Origin of the sequence: gamma proteobacterium SS-5 (genome assembly GCA_009497875.2) — a bacterium.
Classification (GTDB): Bacteria; Pseudomonadota; Gammaproteobacteria; order Chromatiales; family Chromatiaceae; genus Magnetovirga; species Magnetovirga frankeli.
Window position 1 is genome coordinate 2,411,359 of record CP032508.2, and the last position, 16,848, is coordinate 2,428,206.

Sequence of the window (16,848 nt, forward strand, 5' to 3'; positions counted from 1 at the left end):
TTGGCGGCGGGCACGGCCCGCCCTATGCCTCGCGGCAAGCCAATGCCAGACCAGGGCTGAGATACATGGTTGATCAAGTCGAGTTTTTGCCTCCGGCCTTGCCGGGTCAGGACAACAGCGAAAACAAGAGCCCGGTGGCCGCACAGCTGCCGATGACCGCAATAACGCCCATCTTGTAACGCCAGAGCGCGATAAAGGCAGCAATGCTGATCAGCAGGGAAAACCACTCGAAACGACCGGCAAAGGGCGCCGCCGCCGAGGCCTCCGGCCACCACACATGCCAGGCAAAGAATACCGCCAGATTGATGACCACCCCCACCACCGCCGCAGTGATCGCGGTCAGCGGTGCGGTGAACTTAACATTCTGACGGGTGGTTTCTATGGCGGGCGCACCGACCAGGATAAAAATAAAAGAGGGCAAAAAGGTAAACACTGTGGCTACCGTGGCACCTGCCATGCCGGCCAGTGCCAGGCTATCCGGGCCAAAGATCTCCTTGCCCCAACCACCGACAAAGCCAATGAGGGCAATACAAACAGCACGCCGGCCATGATTCCGCCCAGGGTGCCGTGCATCAGCCAGCCGATATAGGTCGCCAGCTGTTGGGCCTCAGGACCCGGCAAGACCATGGTGTAATTCAAGGCATGCAGAAAGCGGTGTTCACTGATCCAGCGGCGCTGCTCCACCAGCTCGGTATGCATCAGGGAGATCTGGCCGGCCGGGCCGCCGAAACTGACAAAGCCCAGCTTCAACCAGTAGAAAAACGCATCATGTAAGGAGACGGGGGCTGGCGGTACCTGCTCCGCCGTCGGTGTTGCAGAGGGTGTTGACATGCTGTAATCCTGATTAGGTGTCATTCAATTAAATCCGACCTTGGCTTATCTCTGGCCAAAAAATGCTGACGCAGGGCATCCAATACCGGGGTGGTCGCCGCCAGTAGTTCATCATCATCGGTCTGGGCCTCGCGTAATCCGGACAATACGGCCTCAAAGCCCGCTGCCTCGGCCACCGGTTCACCCCGACATCCAGGTAATGCACCAGCCGCCCCAGCGCCGCCAGACCGGCATCCGTCTCCAGTCCAAAGCTGGCCAGCAGCACCTCAAAGGTCACCAGTTCATCGACGTAACTGAAGGTTGCGCCGTCAAAGTCGAACCGAGGCATGCCCATGCTGTCTGGACAAATGGACATCCCTTATCTCGAATTAACCCCAGCAATGAGGCGTTTTTGCTCCAGCGGTGTAGAATCCGCAAGCAAGACGTAACAGCTAAAGACTGGAGTCGTCACGAAGAGAACGAAGCATGGTCTCACCTGCAGTAGGCTCTGTTGTTCTTCCCTCAAGGCCCCAACGATAAAACACCATGACAACCCTTCTCGTCCTTCTGCTCCTGCTGTTTTTCCCCTTCGCCCGCTATCTCTGCGCTCGGCAGACCCAGCGCCAGCTGCAGCGGGCCATGCTCAAGCTGGAAGGCGAATTGGGCCAGCGAGCGGCCGAGCTGCAACAGCAAATCGCTGAGTTGGAGGCGCAACTGGCACAGAGGCGTGCCCAGGCCGAGACGGAGATTGCCGCACGCAAGGCCGAGGCGCTCAAAGAGATCGAGCGCTGGACAGCGGAAGAATCCGCTCGCCTGACTCAACGGCTGGAAGAGGAATACCAGCGTCAGGTGGAAGAGATTCAGCGCAAGCTGGCGGACTGATGGAAAATCAGGACCGGCATGGCCCCTTCCTACAGGCTGAAGCCCTGGTTGAGAGACCTGGGTGGCTAAGGCTCTTTCTTCTTCAGCATCTTGGCCACATCAGACCAGCCCACGCGCAGGGGTGAGTCGAGCCAGAGGTTGAGTCTTTGGTACAGGCCTGGGGCCTGGGTTTCAGGCCTTGGACTCTGGGCTGTCGGCTGTTCTTCCTGTCCTGCGGGCGAGTGTGCCGATGCTGGCGGCGGGTTCAGGCCCTGGCGTAGCTCCGACAGGATCAGTTCATCATCCCCCAGGTCCACCTGCTCCATCGCCATGGGCAGGTCGGTGAGGCGGCCCTGGTTGTCGATGTGCCGCAGGCTTTGCTCCAGCTCCGCCTGCATCTGCTGCAGACCGGCGCGCATCTGTGGGTCTGTCGGATCGGCCGTGCGCAGAAAGAAGTCCACTTCCTCCTGCATCTGCAGCACAGATTCCCGCACCCGTTTGCGGTACTGGCGCTCCTTCTCTTCCAGCCGCTTGATGCGGGTGGCGATGGCGCGGGGATCGGCCCCCAGTTCCAGCCGGGGGGCCGGTGTACCACGCTTGAACAAGAGTACCCAGAGCCCCACCAGCAACTCGGCGCGGTCGGCAAAGTTGGTGACAAAGTCCATCAGGTTGTTGCTGCTCTTGGGTAGATCGAAGGTCTCTTTGGAGCCGCTGACAATGCAGGTGAGCTTGAGGATCAGGTGCAGGTTGTCGCGAATCCCCGGCTGCAGGTCCCTCACCAGGGTCTCCGCCTTGCGGCTGGAGATATTGCGAAAATAGCCCGAGAGCCGGTCGTAATAGATCTCGGCGTAAATCGGCAGTTCCGCGCCCATGGCCTCGGCCCCCATGACCGAATCCAGGCACTGATTGAGGTTTTCGATCAGTGTGGCCAGGCGCAGCACCTTTTTCAGGGCATCGCGGCGTCGGTAGAGTTCATCCAGCAGTTGTCTGGCCACTAGTCAGCCTGTCGGGTTTGGGTGCCCGTAGCGAGCAAGGTAGGAGCCAGTAAATGCCACCCCTGGATGGCCTCAGGTTGGTTGCTGGCGGCGGGCACATTCACTATCGCCAGGCCCGATTGAAAGACATAGGTGCAGGCCTGGCAATTGCGCAGGATAGCGATCACCAGAATGCGTTGGGGTGTGTCTGCCTCGTCCTGAGCGGGATGGCCAAGGGCAGCAGTCATAGCAGGATTGGATTCAAATCAGCCCATCGAAAAAGCAAAAGGCCGGCCAAGGCTGACCGGCCAAGGGATAGCGAGGTCGGATCAGGATTCGATCAGTTCGCTGGCTTGACGCTTGCTGCGCCAGTAGCCGTAGGCGGCGCTGGCACCAATGCCCGCCACCAGCACCGGACCCCAGGCACCCAGACCCAAGCCCAGACCCAGGCTCAAGCCCGTGCCTTTCCAGATGGTGCCGCCGGTGGCGACGCCCTTGACCGTGGCACTGGTGGCGGCTGCGGTCTGGGCAGCCGTAGCGCTACCGGCTGTAGCCGCAGGTGCCGCATTAAAGGCAATGGTCTGGGCCTTGACCAGGGGTGCGGATGCCTTGGCAATGGCGGCACCAGAGGCCTTGGCGCTGGCTGCGGAACTGGCCACCTTGGCGGTGGTGGTAGAGGCCGCGACCTTGGCCGCCGTGGCGCTGCCTGCCGGTTTGAGCACCAGCCAGGTGGAGGTGTTGCCGCCGGCAATGGCTGGGGCCTTGCCGATGATGAAGCTCTTGCCCACCAGGTTGGAGGACATGGCAGTGCCATTGGCCATCTTCAGGGCAATCATTTCACCGCCGCCATTGGGCTGCAGGAACAGGGTGGAACCCGCGCCCTTGCCTGCCATCATCGGCTGTACCAGGGTCACCTTCTGTCCGCTCAGGGAGGCCGCCTGCATGCCTTGGCGCACTCCCTCCAGCTTGATCAGGGTGGCCGATCCGGCCGCCGTCTGCGCCGCACCGGCAGTCACCGGCTGAAAGATCAGCCAGTTGTTCATCAGCCCAGCGCCGGCCATCATGGACGGCTTGCCCACTGCAACCGTCTTGCCCACCAGACCGGACAGCTCGGCGGCCTGGCGCATACCCTCCAGCTTGACGGCAACGGCAGAGCCGCCACCACTGGGGGTCAGGGTAATGATGGCGTTATTGCCCGCGCCAGCGGCGGTGGCCACCTTGCCGACGGTAAAGGTTTTGCTACCTGAGGCAGCCAGCAGCTGGCTTACCTGGTTTGCCCCATCCACCTGAGCCATTACGAGATTGGTGGCCATAACGCCCTCCGAATTTGAGATAATTGATTAAGGCCAACAGGGCAAATAAGCCGTTGGGATTGACAATCTGCAATGAATTGTCGCCCAATAGGAACGGACAGGGCAAGTGATTTTTAGCAATTCTCAGATAACTGATAATTATTATCATCTGGACCCTGAGAACGATGATTCAGGGACTGAAACGCATGGGTGGTGCGTCCCAGATAGCCTCACTAGCAACTTAACCGGCATGGCCCGCTCCAAGGGTTGACGCCCTGGCTTAGAGTGAAACAGGCCCGCATTGCCACTGCCCGTCATCCTGGGGACTCCGAGCGCGGGCCTGGAGATGTAAAGTTCCCAGCTGAGCTGTGGCGCTTGGCGGCCCTTTAGTGCTCGACCCTCATTTTGAAAACCAGGCAGGCATAGCATGTCCAACTCACACAATCTGATCACTCTACCACCGGACGAGGCCCTCAGGCTGTGCGCCCCGACCAAGCTCAGGCTGCTGCAACCGCAGGCGGCCGGCGGCAAGGCCCTGCTGACGACGCCCCAGATGCCCATGGCACCGGCCTCGCCATCGGCCGCCGCAGCGGGCAAGGCCAAGATTGGTGCCCTTGCGCCAAACAGCGCCCCTGCCCTGCCCACCTTGGCCGGCAAGGCGGCAGCCCCGGTTCAGCACGCGCCCGGCCTGTTCACCGGCGCTGGCCCCAAGGCAGGGGCATTGGCCAAGAGCGCCACCGGCATGGGCGGCAAACTGGCCAAGGGCTCCAGTGGCCTGGCCCAGGGTGCCGCCGGTCTGAGCAAGGCCGTCGCCATCCCCGGTATCGCCTCGGCTGGGGGTTTGCCCATGGGTTCTCTGAGCAAATTGCTTCTGGGTACTGGCGGTGCCAGCATCGGCCTGGGCTCAAGCGCCTTTGTGCTCACCCCCCTGCTGACCCTGGCAGGTGTCGGCCTGGGCGCGTTCGTGATCTACCGGCGCTCCCGCGCCATGACGCTCAAGGCGGAATCGAGCAAACTCAAGCAAAAGGCCAAGATCCTGGACCAGCAGAGTGAAAAACTCTGGCCTATAGGTTTCTAGGGCCCTGTCTAGATGTCACGTCCCGCTGCATCGGTTAGCGGCATCCAACAGCACCACGGCGAAGGCGGCTATGCCCTCGCCGCGTCCGGTGAAGCCCATGCGCTCGGTGGTGGTGGCCTTGAGGTTGATGGCGGCAGTTTCTACCTGTAGATCGGCGGCGATGTTGCTGATCATCGCCGGGATGTAGGCTGCCAGGCGCGGCCGTTGCGCCACCAGGGTAAGGTCGGCGTTGTGCAGTCGCAGGCCTTGCTGTTGCAGTTGCGCCATCACATCGCGCAGCAACAGGCGGCTGTCGATATTCCTGAAGCGTGCATCGCTATCGGGGAAGTGGCGGCCTATATCCCCCAGACCGGCGGCACCGAGCAGGGCATCGCAGAGGGCATGCAGTAGTACATCACCATCGGAGTGGGCCTCCATGCCCTGCTCGTGGGGGATCTCCACCCCGCCGAGAATCAGCTTTCTACCGTTAGTAAATCGATGGGCGTCTATGCCCTGACCTATGCGCATCTCCCCTCCTCCTGCCGTTGCAGATAAAAGGCCGCCAGGGCCAGGTCTTCCGGGCGGGTGATCTTGAGGTTGTCGGCATGGCCTTCGATCAGCTGCGGCCGATAGCCCGCCAGCTCCATGGCCGAGGCCTCGTCGGTGACCAGCTGGCCCTGCTCCAGGGCCTGGCGCAAGGCCTGATACAGCGGGCCGAGCCGAAACATCTGCGGGGTAAAGGCGTGCCAGAGCCGGTTGCGCTCGACGGTTTGGCGGATTTGCCCCTGCTCATCGCTGCGCTTCATGGTATCGCGCACCGGCAGGCCTAAGAGGGCACCATCGGGACAAGTTGCAGCGGCTGCGATGAGCGCATCCAGGTCGGCTGGGCGCAGGCAGGGCCGTGCGGCATCGTGTACCAGCACCCAGGCATCGGTCTCGGCCTGCTGGCTCAGGGCCTGCAGGGCATTGAGCACCGAGTGGCAGCGCTCTGCCCCGCCATCCACCCGCTGCACACGGGAATCGGCGGCAAAGCGGCTGCCCGGCCACCATTCGTCATCGGCCGAGAGGGCCAGATACAGCCCCTGAATACGCGGGTGCTCTAGCAGGCGTTGCAGGCTCAGGTCCAGCACCGTGCTTCCAGCCAGGGGCAGGTATTGTTTGGGGATGGCAGCACCCATGCGTCGGCCAACACCGGCGGCGGGTACCAGGGCCCAGAATGTGTCGCTCACGCTGAGCCAACCGACAAGGCGCATTTAGCCACAGAGACACAGAGATCACAGAGTTTTTTCTCTATGTACTCTGTGTCTCTGTGGCTTAACTGCCGAATTAGGATCATTCTCGCGGCGCGGTCGGCTTGGCGAATTGGTAGAACACCTCGCCCTCGCGGATCATGCCCAGCTCCTGCCGGGCGCGTTCCTCGATGGCCTCGCTGCCTTGCTTGAGGTCGATGACATCGGCGGCCTGGCGCTCGTTGGCCGCCTGTTTCTGCGCCAACTCCTGGCGCAGCTCCTCATTGCCCCGATGCAGGGCCGCCACCTCGGCCAGGCTGCCCTCGCCCACCCAAAGCCGGTACTGTAGCCCGGCAAGCAACAAAAGCAACAGAAGGATCAGCCAGCGCATTGTGCTAGGGACGCAGAGGACGCGAAGGAGCGCAGAGATCGCAGAGATTTATGAACATAAACCTTGTGCCACTCTGCGTCCTTTGCGCTACTTTGCATTTTCTGTGTGTCATGGGTTAGTGTGAAACAACCTTAGTCATTGAGCACACTGGGAGCAGCGAGCGCTGGATCGGAGGTGCGAAAGGATAGTCAGCTGGCCTCCCAGGTTGTGCAAAGCAACCCCGGATTCCGTTGCACTCCATCCAGGCTACTTCTTCCTCATTCTTCTCTGCGTCCTTTGCGCTCCTTTGCGTGCTCTGCGTCCTCATCTGCATCGTGACTGGCATCCGCTAGACCGGAAAGGCAGCGCGGCCGGCGTAAACGGCGGTATCGCCGAGCTGGTCTTCGATGCGCATCAGCTGGTTGTACTTGGCCACGCGGTCGGAGCGGGACAGGGAGCCGGTCTTGATCTGGCCGGTGTTGGCCGCCACCACCAGGTCGGCGATGGTGGTGTCCTCGGTCTCGCCGGAGCGGTGGGAGACCACCGCGCTGTAGCCGGCCTTATGGGCCATGCGGATCGCCTCCAGGGTCTCGGTAAGGGTACCGATCTGGTTCACCTTGATCAGGATGGAGTTGGCTATGCCCTTGTCTATGCCTTCCTGCAGGATCTTGGTGTTGGTGACGAAGAGGTCATCGCCGACGATCTGCACCCGCTTGCCCAGACGCTCGGTCTGGCGCTTCCAGCCGTCCCAGTCGCCCTCGGCCAGGCCGTCCTCGATGCTGAGGATGGGGTACTGATCCACCCACTCCAGCAGCAGGTCGGTGAGGCCATCGGAATCCAGCTTGCGACCTTCGCCGACGAGGTTGTACATACCATCCTCGTAAAACTCGGAGGCAGCCACGTCCATGCCGAGGAAGATGTCACTGCCGGGCTTGAAGCCGGCCTTTTCGATGGCGGTCATGATCACGTCCAGGGCCTCGCGGTTGGAGCCCAGGTTGGGGGCGAAGCCGCCCTCATCACCCACCGCCGTGTTGAGGCCTTTGGCCTTGAGCACCGACTTGAGGGCGTGGAACACCTCGGCCCCGTAGCGCACCGCCTCGCGGATCGAGCCCGCGCCTACCGGCAGGATCATGAACTCCTGAAAATCGACGCTGTTATCGGCGTGAGCACCACCGTTGATGATGTTCATCATCGGTACCGGCAGGCGGTAGTTGCCATCGCCCAGGGATTCGTACAGGGGCATGCCCTTTTCCTGCGCTGCGGCGTGGGCTGCGGCCAGGGATGCGCCAAGCAGGGCATTGGCACCGAGACGGGCCTTGTTTTCCGTGCCGTCGAGGGCAAGCATCTTGCGATCCAGCGCCTCCTGATCCTGCGCCTCCATGCCCATCAGGGCATCGCGGATCTCACCGCAGACATGGCCAACGGCCTGGGTCACGCCCTTGCCCAGGTAACGGGATTTGTCGCCGTCACGCAGCTCCAGGGCCTCGCGCGAGCCGGTGGAGGCGCCAGAGGGCACGGCAGCCCGCCCCAGCGCGCCATCGGCGGTGATGACATCGGCCTCAATGGTGGGATTGCCACGGGAGTCAAGGATCTCACGGGCACGAACATCAACGATTTCAGACATGGTTGCTCCTGGGTTATCAGATTAAGGACGCAGAGAACGCTAAGAAGCGCAAAGACCGCAGAGAAGATTCAAGCCTAATCCGGCAAAGCCGGAAGCAAAAAAGGACGCAGAGACCGCAAAGAAGCACAGAGCACGCAGAGGCTACGATTTTTCTGCTTGCATGAACAACTTTAGCCTAGAGGTTACGACTGCTCGCTTGCTCCCTACCACCACGAATGATGGAAGTTTCGAGATTGCTTGGAATACTCCCGCGAAACATGCCTCCAGACAAATAGTCGGGGCTTTGCTGCATCATTCTTCTCTGCGATCTCCGCGCTCCTTTGCGCCCTCTGCGTCCCTTAAAGTAAAAAATGCTCAGCCAAGGGCTCGGCCTTGACGATTTGGTCCAGCCGGCTGAGTGTCTCAAGTAATTGTTGCATTTTGTCCAGCGGCCAGGAATTGGGTCCGTCGCTCAGGGCCTTGGCTGGGTCGGGGTGGGTTTCCATGAACAGCCCGGCGATGCCGACGGCGACGGCGGCGCGGGCCAGCACCGGCACATGCTCGCGCTGGCCGCCGGAGCAGCTGCCCTGCCCGCCCGGTAGCTGCACCGAGTGGGTGGCGTCAAACACCACCGGGCAGCCGGTATCGCGCATCACCGCCAGGGCGCGCATGTCAGAGACCAGGTTGTTGTAGCCGAAGGAGACACCGCGCTCGCACACCATGATCTGGCTGTTGCCGGTGGCCCGAGCCTTGTCCACCACGTTCTGCATATCCCAGGGGGCGAGGAACTGGCCCTTCTTGATGTTCACCGGCCGACCGGCGGCGACGACACGCTGGATAAAATTGGTCTGGCGGCAGAGAAAGGCCGGTGTCTGCAGCACATCCACCACCTCGGCTACCTCCTCGATGGGGGTATCCTCGTGCACGTCGGTGAGCACCGGCAGGCCCAGCTGGGTCTTGATCTTCTGCAGAATCTGCAGGCCCTGCTCCAGACCTGGGCCGCGATAACTGCTGGCCGATGAACGGTTGGCCTTGTCGAAGGACGACTTGAAGATGAAGGGAATGCCCAGCTCGCGGGTGATCTCCTGCAATCTACCGGCAGTGTCCAGGCTGAGCTGTTCGCTCTCGATGACGCAGGGCCCGGCGATGAGAAACAGGGGCCGCTCCAGGCCGACCTCAAATCCGCACAGTTGCATGGCTCAGTCCTTCCGGCTCTGTTGCTGCTGCAGCGCGGCCTGAACAAAGCCTGTAAACAGCGGATGGCCATCGCGCGGGGTGGAGGTGAATTCCGGGTGGAACTGACAGGCAACGAACCAGGGGTGATCGGCAATCTCGATCACCTCCACCAGCCGCCCATCCAGGGACAGACCGGCAAAGCGCAGGCCCTTGTCCTGCAGAACCTGGCGGTAGTTGTTGTTGAACTCGTAGCGATGGCGATGGCGCTCGAGGATGATCTCCTTGCCGTAGAGGGCGCGGGTGCGGCTGCCTTCCTCCAGGCGACATTCCTGGCCGCCCAGGCGCATGCTGCCACCCAGGTCCGAGCCCTGGTTGCGGGTCTGTAAGTGGCCATCGGCATCCAGCCATTCGGTGATCAGGGCGATCACCGGATGCGGCGTCTGGCGGTTGAATTCGGTGCTGTGGGCGCCTTCCAGGCCAGCCAGATGGCGGGCGAATTCGATCACCGCCACCTGCATCCCCAGGCAGATGCCCAGATAGGGGATGCGCTGCTCGCGGGCGAAGCGCACGGCGCTGATCTTGCCCTCCACGCCACGCTCACCGAATCCGCCGGGCACCAGGATGGCATCCACATCCGCCAGGCAAGCGGTGCCCTGGCGCTCGATCTCCTCGGAGTCGATATAGACGATCTCCACCCGGTTGCCGGTCTGCACCCCGGCGTGGATCAGGGCCTCGGAGAGGGATTTGTAGGCCTCGGTCAGACCCATGTACTTGCCCACCATGGCGATGCGCACCCGATGCTGGGGATGGCGCAGGCCATCGAGCACCCGCTGCCATTCGGACAGGTCGGCCTCGCCTACCTGTAGCTGGAACTGATCCACCACCAGCTGATCCAGCCCTTGGGCGTGCAGCAGCATGGGGATGGCGTAGATGTGTTCGGCGTCCACCGCCGAGATCACCGCACGCTCGTTGACATTGGTGAACAGGGCGATCTTGCGCCTTTCACTCTCCGGCAGGGACTGTTCGGCGCGACAGAGCAGGATATCCGGCTGGATGCCGATGGAGCGCAGCTCCTTTACCGAGTGCTGGGTGGGTTTGGTCTTGATCTCGCCAGCGGTGCGGATGTAAGGCACCAGGGTCAGGTGCATGAACAGAGCGTGTTGGTGGCCCAACTCCGCGCCCATCTGACGGATGGCCTCCAGAAAGGGCAGGGATTCGATGTCGCCGACGGTACCGCCGATCTCCACCATGCAGATGTCGGCATCACCCGCGCCCTTGCGGATGCTGTCCTTGATCTCATCGGTGATGTGCGGGATCACCTGTACCGTGCCGCCCAGATAATCGCCCCGGCGCTCCTTGCGGATCACGTTCTCGTAGATCTGGCCGGTGGTGAAGTTATTGTTTTTTGTCGTCGTGGTGCGCACGAAGCGCTCGTAGTGACCCAGATCCAGATCGGTCTCGGCACCATCCTCGGTGACGAACACCTCGCCGTGCTGGAAGGGGCTCATGGTGCCGGGATCGACATTGATGTAGGGGTCCAGCTTCATCAGGCTGATCTTCAGGCCACGGGATTCCAGCAGGGCGCCCAGGGAGGCCGAAGCAATCCCCTTGCCCAGGGATGAGACCACGCCACCAGTGATAAAAACATAAGCTGTCATATAAAGCGCCAGGCTATTTTGGTTGTAAGGGTTGGGATGGGCTCAAAGGCCTCTCATGGCATCCGCCCAAGCCGTTCGCTTCGACTTGGCTCAGCGAACGGCTTGGGCGGATGCCAGGTGTTCAAAAACCGCAGACCTTGAGAATTAACCGGACCAGGAAGGCCGGGCAAAGGTACCAGAACGGCGGCATTTGCTCAATTGGCCAGGCAAGAATCGCTAAGGCGGGCCCTGGCACGGGGCCGCACGGGCAAGGATTGGCCGACCAAAGGGTTCGAGCTTGATAGGCCCCATGGAGAGCGTCCCGCTGAGCCCCCTTCGACAAGCATCGGGACTTCGCTTCGACTTCGCTCAGCGAACCGCTTCAATCGACGTTATTGCCTTGAAAAACTGAGCAGTTACTAACGAATTAGAGCTAGCTGCGCGCACGCCTGGCCCGCAGCTTGACCTGCTCTACCTGCCCCAGGAAGTGGGCCATGATACGGTCATAGAGTTCAGCGCCCAAGGCCTTGTCTTCGACATCGGCATCGATGCTGGGGTTGTCGTTGACCTCAATCACCATCACCCCCTGCTCGGTCTCCTTGAGATCAACGCCGTAGAGCCCCTTGCCGATCAGATTGGCTGCCTTGAGGGCGGTCTGCACCACCCGCTGCGGCGCGTCCTCGATCAGCAAGGTGCGGAAATCGCCCGGTTCCTCCGGTCCATCATGGTCGTAGATCTGCCAGTGGCCCTTGGACATGAAATATTGGCAGGCAAACAGCGGCTTGCCACCGAGGATGCCCACCCGCCAGTCGAAGGGGGTGTAGGTGTAGGCCTGGGCCAGCATCAACTCGGAGGCCTTGAAGATCTTGCTCGCCACCTGCTCCAGTTGGGCGCGGCCCTCGACCTTATACACGCCGAGCGAAAAAGAACCGTCAGGAACCTTGAGCACCATCGGGTAATCGAGTTTCTGCTCCAACTCATCCAGGGCGTTCTCGCGTATCACCACGCTCTTCGGGGTCGGCACCCTGTGGCCGTTGAGCAGTTCGGCCAGGTAGATCTTGTTGGTGCAGCGCAGGATGGAATCAGGGTCATCGATAACCACCAGTCCCTCGGACGCGGCCTTGCGCGAAAAGCGGTAGGTATGGTGATCAATGGCGGTGGTCTCGCGGATCAGCAGGGCATCGAACTCGCCCAGCCGGCCGATCTCCCGTGGCGTGATCAGTTCGGCGTCGAAACCAAAACGCTTGGCGGCACGCATGAAGCGTTGCAGGGCCTTGGGGTCGGAGGGGGGCAGTTTCTCGCCGGGATTGTGCAATATGGCCAGGTCATACTTGGCCTGGCGTCTCTGTTTTGGGCCGCGCCAGCGTTTGCTCAGGTAGGCTTGCAGGGCATCGACGAACTCCTGCTCCTGCTCCTGATTCAGGTCGCGGATGCCCAGGGCGCGGATGTCGGTGATGCGCCAGTGGCCCTTTTTCTCAAAGGAGACCCTCATCAGCGGGGCGCGGAGGAATTCAAACAACTCCCTGGCCAACCCCTGCAGGTCCTTGAAGGCGGTGTTGCCGAACATCAGGCTGACGCTGAAGGAGCTGGTCTCATCCCCCTTGTAGCGTTTGCTGAGGATGCGCTGGACCCGTTGATCCAGGTCTTCGGTCTCCAGGCTGTAGAGGGATTTGCGACTCAGGTCACGCAGGGTGCGTACCGAGGGGATCACCTTGTGGCCACGGGCCTCGGCCAGCAGCGAGCAGTAATAGCCCTCGCCCAGATAACGCTGGGAACGGCACAGGTTGACCACCCGCAGGTTGCGCTTCTCCTGCCATTTTGGCGAGGTCAGATACTCCACCGCAGTGACTATGGGGCAGCCCTCGATCTGTCCCTTCCAGTGATGGGGCCTCTCTACCAGCAGGATATGCTCAGGCACGGTCGCTCTCTCCTGGGTTGCGATACAGTACCACCATCGCCTGCAGGCCGACCCGGCCGTAGCGGGCCATGCTCTCGAATTTCTCCCGCAGGATCGGCATGTGGATTGAGTCGGTGGGCGTCTCGCCCTCGTCGCGATCGACGAAGGGGTCATTGACATAGATGAAATTGTCGTCAAATCCGGTGACCACCACCCAGTGGGCCTGACGCTCATGGTAGATCTGCCAGGAGCTGATCAGCACCAAGGGGATGCCGCCCCTGGCCATGCAGGCCTCGATCTCGGCCATGCTGACCCCGGTACAGGTAATCGGCACCCGCAGCGATTGCAGCTGCTGATACATGTCTTCCTGCACCAGTCGAATCACCTCCTTCTTGTGCGTGCTGCGCACCGAATCGATCAGGTGGGTGCCCTCCCCGCTGACAAAGATATCGACCCCAAAGCCGCGCTGTACCGCAGCCAGGGCAAGGCCGTAGGGGCCGCAGCCACCGTGACCGGAGTGCATGAAGATGGTGGTGGCCTCGCGCCACAGACGCAGCTCAAGCTGCCTGCTCATCTCGATACTCTCAGGGCGTAGGCTCTTCATCGCCATCATCAGCGATGCCGCGCCACAGGTAAACTCCAGGCTCTGCTCATAGAAGGGCACCTGAGCCAGCTCCGGGTGGAGGTCTGCGGCCAGGGATTTCTCCAACCGCAGGGCATCCATGTGGTCGTCGTAGTAGCCGGGATATTCACCGATGCGCCTATAGCCCAGGCTGTGATAGAGCGCCAGGGCCGCCGCGTTGTCCTTTCGCACCTCCAGCCGCAGATAGGCGCGATGGTGCGCCCAGGCCTCTGTCTCGGCAGCCTTCAGCAAGCGCTTGCCCAGGCCCTTGCCACGGGCCGCTGGGGTCACCGCCATGGAGTAGAGACGGCCGACCGAGGTGGCGCGCGAAAAGAGCAGCACGGCATTGGCCACCAGCTCGGCCTCGCGCTCCAGTACCAGCACGGAGGCATTGGCCTTGGCAATCAGGTAACGAAACTGCCGCCGGGAGATGCGATCACCGTCAAAACAGGCCCGTTCCAGGGTCGCCAATGGGTCTATATCCGTAACCCGTGCATTGCGGATGCAGACGGGGTCGCTGCAGGTTTGAGTCAACGGCATATTCTCGGTCGCTAAAGCCGCCATTCTGCGACACCAAGAGGGGTTTTAGCAAAGCGCATGACCAAACTGATACCCTCAAGTGCGCCGTCAAAAATCCGGGATGAAAAGCGAATCGGTGGGGTGTTTGAGGCATAAAAAAGCCCCCAAGCCGTTCTTTTCAAAGGCTTAGGGGCTGTCTGAAACTGCTCAATGGTGCCGACGGGCGGAGTCGAACCGCCACGGACTGTGTCCACTACCCCCTCAAGATAGCGTGTCTACCAATTTCACCACGTCGGCATGGTCTTTCTGAGGTCTAATTTATCGCTTTTGGTGTTTCTGCGCCGGGGTCGTTCTCAGCCGGGTTTTCCGCCTGGCCATCGGCCCGCTGCTGTGTCTCTGGCTGCGCGGGTTGCGGCTCAGTTGCCTGCTCCCTTGCCTGTGGGGGCGGTGTCGGCATATCATCGGCCAGCGGGGTGCGGGCCTCCGGGGTCTGCGGCAGGTCAGACTCCGCCGCCGGGACCAGCTCTATGGCCGCGTCCTTCATTAGATCGACCTGGGGGCCTGCGTTCATGGAGAAGTAGCCCAGGGCGATACTGGTGACAAAGAACAGGGTGGCAAGTATGGCCGTGGTGCGGGAGAGGAAATTCCCCGCGCCCTGGGCACCAAATACCGAACCGGACGAGCCCCCGCCAAAGGCGGCACCGGCATCGGCCCCCTTGCCGTGCTGCATCAGGATCAGACCGACGACGCCAATGGCCAGGAATACGTGAACGACTGTCAGAATGGTTTGCATATCTGTCTCAGCCGGCCTGACAGATGCCGAGGAAGTCCTCTGCCTTGAGCGCGGCACCGCCGATCAGGCCGCCGTCGATGTCCGGCTTGGCCATGAGTTCCGCAGCATTGCCCGGCTTCATGCTGCCGCCGTAGAGGATACGCAGCTTGTCGCCAATCTCGCTGCTCTTGGCTGCAACGCGGCCACGGATAAAGGCGTGAACCTCTTGCGCCTGCTCGGGGCTGGCGGTCTTGCCGGTGCCTATGGCCCAGACGGGTTCGTAGGCGATGACGCCATCGGCCAGGGCCTCAACGCCGTATTTGTTGATCAGGGCGTCGATTTGGCGGGCGCAGACCTGCTCGGTGATACCGCCTTCGCGCTGTTCCAGGGTCTCGCCGATGCAGAAGATCGGCGTCAGGCCGGCCTTGCGTGCCACTTCGACCTTGTCCGCCACCAGTTCATCGCTTTCCTTGTGGTAGGTGCGGCGCTCGGAGTGGCCGACGATGACGTATTGACAGCCATAGTCCTGAAGCATGGAGCTGGCGATCTCACCAGTGTAGGCCCCGGAGGCGTGGATGGAGACATCCTGAGCACCCCAGCCGATTCCGCTGCCGTCAAGCTCGGCCTGCACCAGGGGGATGTAGATGGCCGGGGCGCAGACGGCCAGATCGGCATTGCTGACGGAGTCCAGGCCGGCCTTGATCCCCGCCAACAGCGTCTTGATGCTGTCGATGGACCCGTTCATCTTCCAGTTACCTGCTACCAGGGGCTTACGCATGGGTGACTCCAACGTCTGGGGTGCGAAAAAGAGCGCGTGAGTGTAGCCTTAGTGACAGATGAAATCAATGGCCTTGATCAGGACAGAGGACAGAGGACGGGGGACGGAAGACAGATTTTTGCGTCGCTGCGCGACAAATTAAGTAAAACTGGCGCGAGCGCCTCTGTCTTCTGTCCTCTGTCCTCTGTCCTCTGTATCAGGCCTGCCGTATACGCACCACGCGCATGACCTCGAACTCCAGGCCGGCGATCTGCTCCTGATCCGGGTAGTAGGTGAGGTTGACCTTGGCCCCGGCGAGGCTTTTGTAGGCCTTTTGCCGCTTGTATTTGAACGGGGCCTCGCAGCCTTCGATCATCAGGGTATTGAGGTACCAGTCGCCCTCCTCCCGTTGTACGTGGGAGCTGACCTTGCGGTTATCCGACTGCACCAGATGGGGGTGGCGTTGCAGCAGTTGGTCAAGCTGCTTGGCCCTTTGTTTGTCCTTGGCCGCCATCAGCCTACCCGATCCAGATAGCGGGTGCGGAATTTTACCCCCAGCTCGGCGGCGATCTGCTGGCAGGCGGCTATGTCCACCCCGTCCAGGCCGTCGATGGCGCTGGCCACCACCTCGGGGATGTACTCTGGTGCCAGGCGCAGGAATTCCAGCATATCGGCGTAGGAGCCAGCCAGCTCGGGCCGACAGTGCTGGTTGTACACCGCCTCATTCTGGGCGTTGAGGGAGACCGACAGCACATCGATCTTGCCCTGCATCTCCGGCAGCACGTTGCGCTTGTGGACCCGATTGGCCAGGCCGTCGGTATTCAGCCGCACCCGACCGCCCTGCTGCTTGACCCAATCGGCCACCTGCAGCAAGACCTTGAGGCGCAGGGTGGGTTCGCCGTAGCCGCAAAAGACGATCTCGCTATAGGCCTTGGGGTCACCGATGGCCGCTATCAGCTCCTCGGCGCTGGGCATGTGGTCCATGGCCAGCTCGTAGTCATGCACCTGGGTGCTGCCGTTGTGCTTGGGACAGAATGCACAGGCCAGGGTGCAGCGGTCGGTGATGTTCAGATAGAGGGCACCACGGATTGCGTAGGCAAGGATTTGTTGCGATTCGGTCATTCAGGCCCCAGTCTGGCGTGGTCAAAAAAGCGGTTTAGCCTAACCCGGCAAAGCCGGATCCAAAAAGGACGCAGAGCACGCGGAGAAGCGCAAAGTACGCAGAGGGTAAAATTTTTCTGCTCCCACAAACAACTATTTAGCTCTGCGATC

At 61.5% G+C, this 16,848-nt stretch carries 16 protein-coding genes, 1 tRNA gene and 2 pseudogenes; 2 read left to right on the forward strand and 17 right to left on the reverse strand.

Translation table 11 applies throughout. The annotated features are described in order from the left end of the window. Window positions 1-106: 106 nt before the first annotated feature. Both D5125_16185 and D5125_16190 read right to left on the reverse strand, forming a co-directional pair. Window positions 107-831, reverse strand: a pseudogene (locus D5125_16185) (chromate transporter). 20 nt (window positions 832-851) lie between these two features. Further along, window positions 852-1,186: pseudogene (locus D5125_16190) on the reverse strand (chromate resistance protein). A 170-nt stretch (window positions 1,187-1,356) separates the two neighbouring features. Between D5125_16190 and D5125_16195 the strand changes: the two are divergent. After that, a complete protein-coding gene (locus D5125_16195) occupies window positions 1,357-1,692 on the forward strand; it encodes a hypothetical protein (protein QFY90872.1) in 336 nt (111 codons plus the stop codon). A gap of 65 nt (window positions 1,693-1,757) precedes the next feature. Here D5125_16195 and D5125_16200 read toward each other — a convergent pair whose 3' ends face one another. Both D5125_16200 and D5125_16210 read right to left on the reverse strand, forming a co-directional pair. Beyond that, window positions 1,758-2,666, reverse strand: coding sequence for a hypothetical protein (locus D5125_16200; GenBank protein QFY90873.1), 909 nt, complete (start codon window positions 2,664-2,666; stop codon window positions 1,758-1,760). Window positions 2,667-2,974: 308 nt separating this feature from the next. Further along, window positions 2,975-3,958, reverse strand: a complete 984-nt coding sequence (locus D5125_16210) for a hypothetical protein (GenBank protein ID QFY90875.1) — start codon at window positions 3,956-3,958, stop codon at window positions 2,975-2,977. A gap of 406 nt (window positions 3,959-4,364) precedes the next feature. Here D5125_16210 and D5125_16215 point away from each other — a divergent pair, with 406 nt between their 5' ends. Next, the gene (locus D5125_16215; protein ID QFY90876.1) at window positions 4,365-5,015 is read left to right on the forward strand and encodes a hypothetical protein; all 651 of its coding nucleotides are present in this window, start codon (window positions 4,365-4,367) and stop codon (window positions 5,013-5,015) included. Window positions 5,016-5,030: 15 nt separating this feature from the next. On the opposite strand, the gene ispF is transcribed toward D5125_16215, so the two are convergent. The 13 genes from ispF to D5125_16280 form a co-directional block, all read right to left on the reverse strand. After that, complete coding sequence (gene ispF / locus D5125_16220; GenBank protein QFY90877.1) at window positions 5,031-5,522, reverse strand: 2-C-methyl-D-erythritol 2,4-cyclodiphosphate synthase; 492 nt, start codon at window positions 5,520-5,522, stop codon at window positions 5,031-5,033. Then, the gene (ispD, locus tag D5125_16225) at window positions 5,513-6,223 is read right to left on the reverse strand and encodes a 2-C-methyl-D-erythritol 4-phosphate cytidylyltransferase (GenBank protein ID QFY91205.1); all 711 of its coding nucleotides are present in this window, start codon (window positions 6,221-6,223) and stop codon (window positions 5,513-5,515) included. The genes ispF and ispD overlap by 10 nt, the downstream gene beginning before the upstream one ends. Window positions 6,224-6,326: 103 nt before the next feature. After that, window positions 6,327-6,614 carry a cell division protein FtsB gene (gene ftsB, locus D5125_16230; protein QFY90878.1) on the reverse strand — a complete coding sequence of 96 codons (288 nt, stop codon included), beginning with the start codon at window positions 6,612-6,614 and terminating at the stop codon, window positions 6,327-6,329. 328 nt (window positions 6,615-6,942) lie between these two features. Next, a complete protein-coding gene (gene eno, locus D5125_16235) occupies window positions 6,943-8,217 on the reverse strand; it encodes a phosphopyruvate hydratase (protein ID QFY90879.1) in 1,275 nt (424 codons plus the stop codon). 338 nt (window positions 8,218-8,555) lie between these two features. Continuing rightward, window positions 8,556-9,392, reverse strand: a complete 837-nt coding sequence (gene kdsA / locus D5125_16240; protein QFY90880.1) for a 3-deoxy-8-phosphooctulonate synthase — start codon at window positions 9,390-9,392, stop codon at window positions 8,556-8,558. Between the two features lie 3 nt (window positions 9,393-9,395). Then, window positions 9,396-11,030 (reverse strand): CTP synthase, encoded by a 1,635-nt coding sequence (locus tag D5125_16245; protein QFY90881.1) that lies wholly within the window; start codon window positions 11,028-11,030, stop codon window positions 9,396-9,398. A 412-nt stretch (window positions 11,031-11,442) separates the two neighbouring features. After that, complete coding sequence (locus D5125_16250) at window positions 11,443-12,927, reverse strand: RimK family protein (GenBank protein QFY90882.1); 1,485 nt, start codon at window positions 12,925-12,927, stop codon at window positions 11,443-11,445. Further along, window positions 12,920-14,068, reverse strand: coding sequence for a peptidase C39 family protein (locus tag D5125_16255; GenBank protein QFY90883.1), 1,149 nt, complete (start codon window positions 14,066-14,068; stop codon window positions 12,920-12,922). Before D5125_16255 ends, D5125_16250 begins: the two co-directional genes overlap by 8 nt. A gap of 190 nt (window positions 14,069-14,258) precedes the next feature. Then, a tRNA-Leu gene (locus D5125_16260) sits at window positions 14,259-14,344 on the reverse strand. 16 nt (window positions 14,345-14,360) lie between these two features. Beyond that, window positions 14,361-14,840 carry a preprotein translocase subunit SecG gene (secG, locus tag D5125_16265; protein ID QFY90884.1) on the reverse strand — a complete coding sequence of 160 codons (480 nt, stop codon included), beginning with the start codon at window positions 14,838-14,840 and terminating at the stop codon, window positions 14,361-14,363. 7 nt (window positions 14,841-14,847) lie between these two features. Beyond that, entirely contained in the window at window positions 14,848-15,597 is a 750-nt protein-coding gene (locus D5125_16270; protein QFY90885.1) for a triose-phosphate isomerase, read from the reverse strand. 196 nt (window positions 15,598-15,793) lie between these two features. Next, entirely contained in the window at window positions 15,794-16,090 is a 297-nt protein-coding gene (locus tag D5125_16275; protein QFY90886.1) for a hypothetical protein, read from the reverse strand. Beyond that, entirely contained in the window at window positions 16,090-16,698 is a 609-nt protein-coding gene (locus D5125_16280; protein ID QFY90887.1) for a radical SAM protein, read from the reverse strand. Before D5125_16280 ends, D5125_16275 begins: the two co-directional genes overlap by 1 nt. Window positions 16,699-16,848 lie beyond the last annotated feature (150 nt).

What these genes read in the sequence shown, in the direction of transcription:
- ftsB (QFY90878.1), bottom strand. Translation starts at nt 6,614, where the DNA reads ATGCGCTGGCTGATCCTTCTGTTGCTTTTGTTGCTTGCCGGGCTACAG.
- D5125_16280 (QFY90887.1), bottom strand. Translation starts at nt 16,698, where the DNA reads ATGACCGAATCGCAACAAATCCTTGCCTACGCAATCCGTGGTGCCCTC.
- D5125_16270 (QFY90885.1), bottom strand. Translation starts at nt 15,597, where the DNA reads ATGCGTAAGCCCCTGGTAGCAGGTAACTGGAAGATGAACGGGTCCATC.
- secG (QFY90884.1), bottom strand. Translation starts at nt 14,840, where the DNA reads ATGCAAACCATTCTGACAGTCGTTCACGTATTCCTGGCCATTGGCGTC.
- eno (QFY90879.1), bottom strand. Translation starts at nt 8,217, where the DNA reads ATGTCTGAAATCGTTGATGTTCGTGCCCGTGAGATCCTTGACTCCCGT.
- D5125_16195 (QFY90872.1), top strand. Translation starts at nt 1,357, where the DNA reads ATGACAACCCTTCTCGTCCTTCTGCTCCTGCTGTTTTTCCCCTTCGCC.
- kdsA (QFY90880.1), bottom strand. Translation starts at nt 9,392, where the DNA reads ATGCAACTGTGCGGATTTGAGGTCGGCCTGGAGCGGCCCCTGTTTCTC.
- ispF (QFY90877.1), bottom strand. Translation starts at nt 5,522, where the DNA reads ATGCGCATAGGTCAGGGCATAGACGCCCATCGATTTACTAACGGTAGA.
- D5125_16275 (QFY90886.1), bottom strand. Translation starts at nt 16,090, where the DNA reads ATGGCGGCCAAGGACAAACAAAGGGCCAAGCAGCTTGACCAACTGCTG.
- D5125_16210 (QFY90875.1), bottom strand. Translation starts at nt 3,958, where the DNA reads ATGGCCACCAATCTCGTAATGGCTCAGGTGGATGGGGCAAACCAGGTA.
- D5125_16245 (QFY90881.1), bottom strand. Translation starts at nt 11,030, where the DNA reads ATGACAGCTTATGTTTTTATCACTGGTGGCGTGGTCTCATCCCTGGGC.
- D5125_16215 (QFY90876.1), top strand. Translation starts at nt 4,365, where the DNA reads ATGTCCAACTCACACAATCTGATCACTCTACCACCGGACGAGGCCCTC.
- D5125_16255 (QFY90883.1), bottom strand. Translation starts at nt 14,068, where the DNA reads ATGCCGTTGACTCAAACCTGCAGCGACCCCGTCTGCATCCGCAATGCA.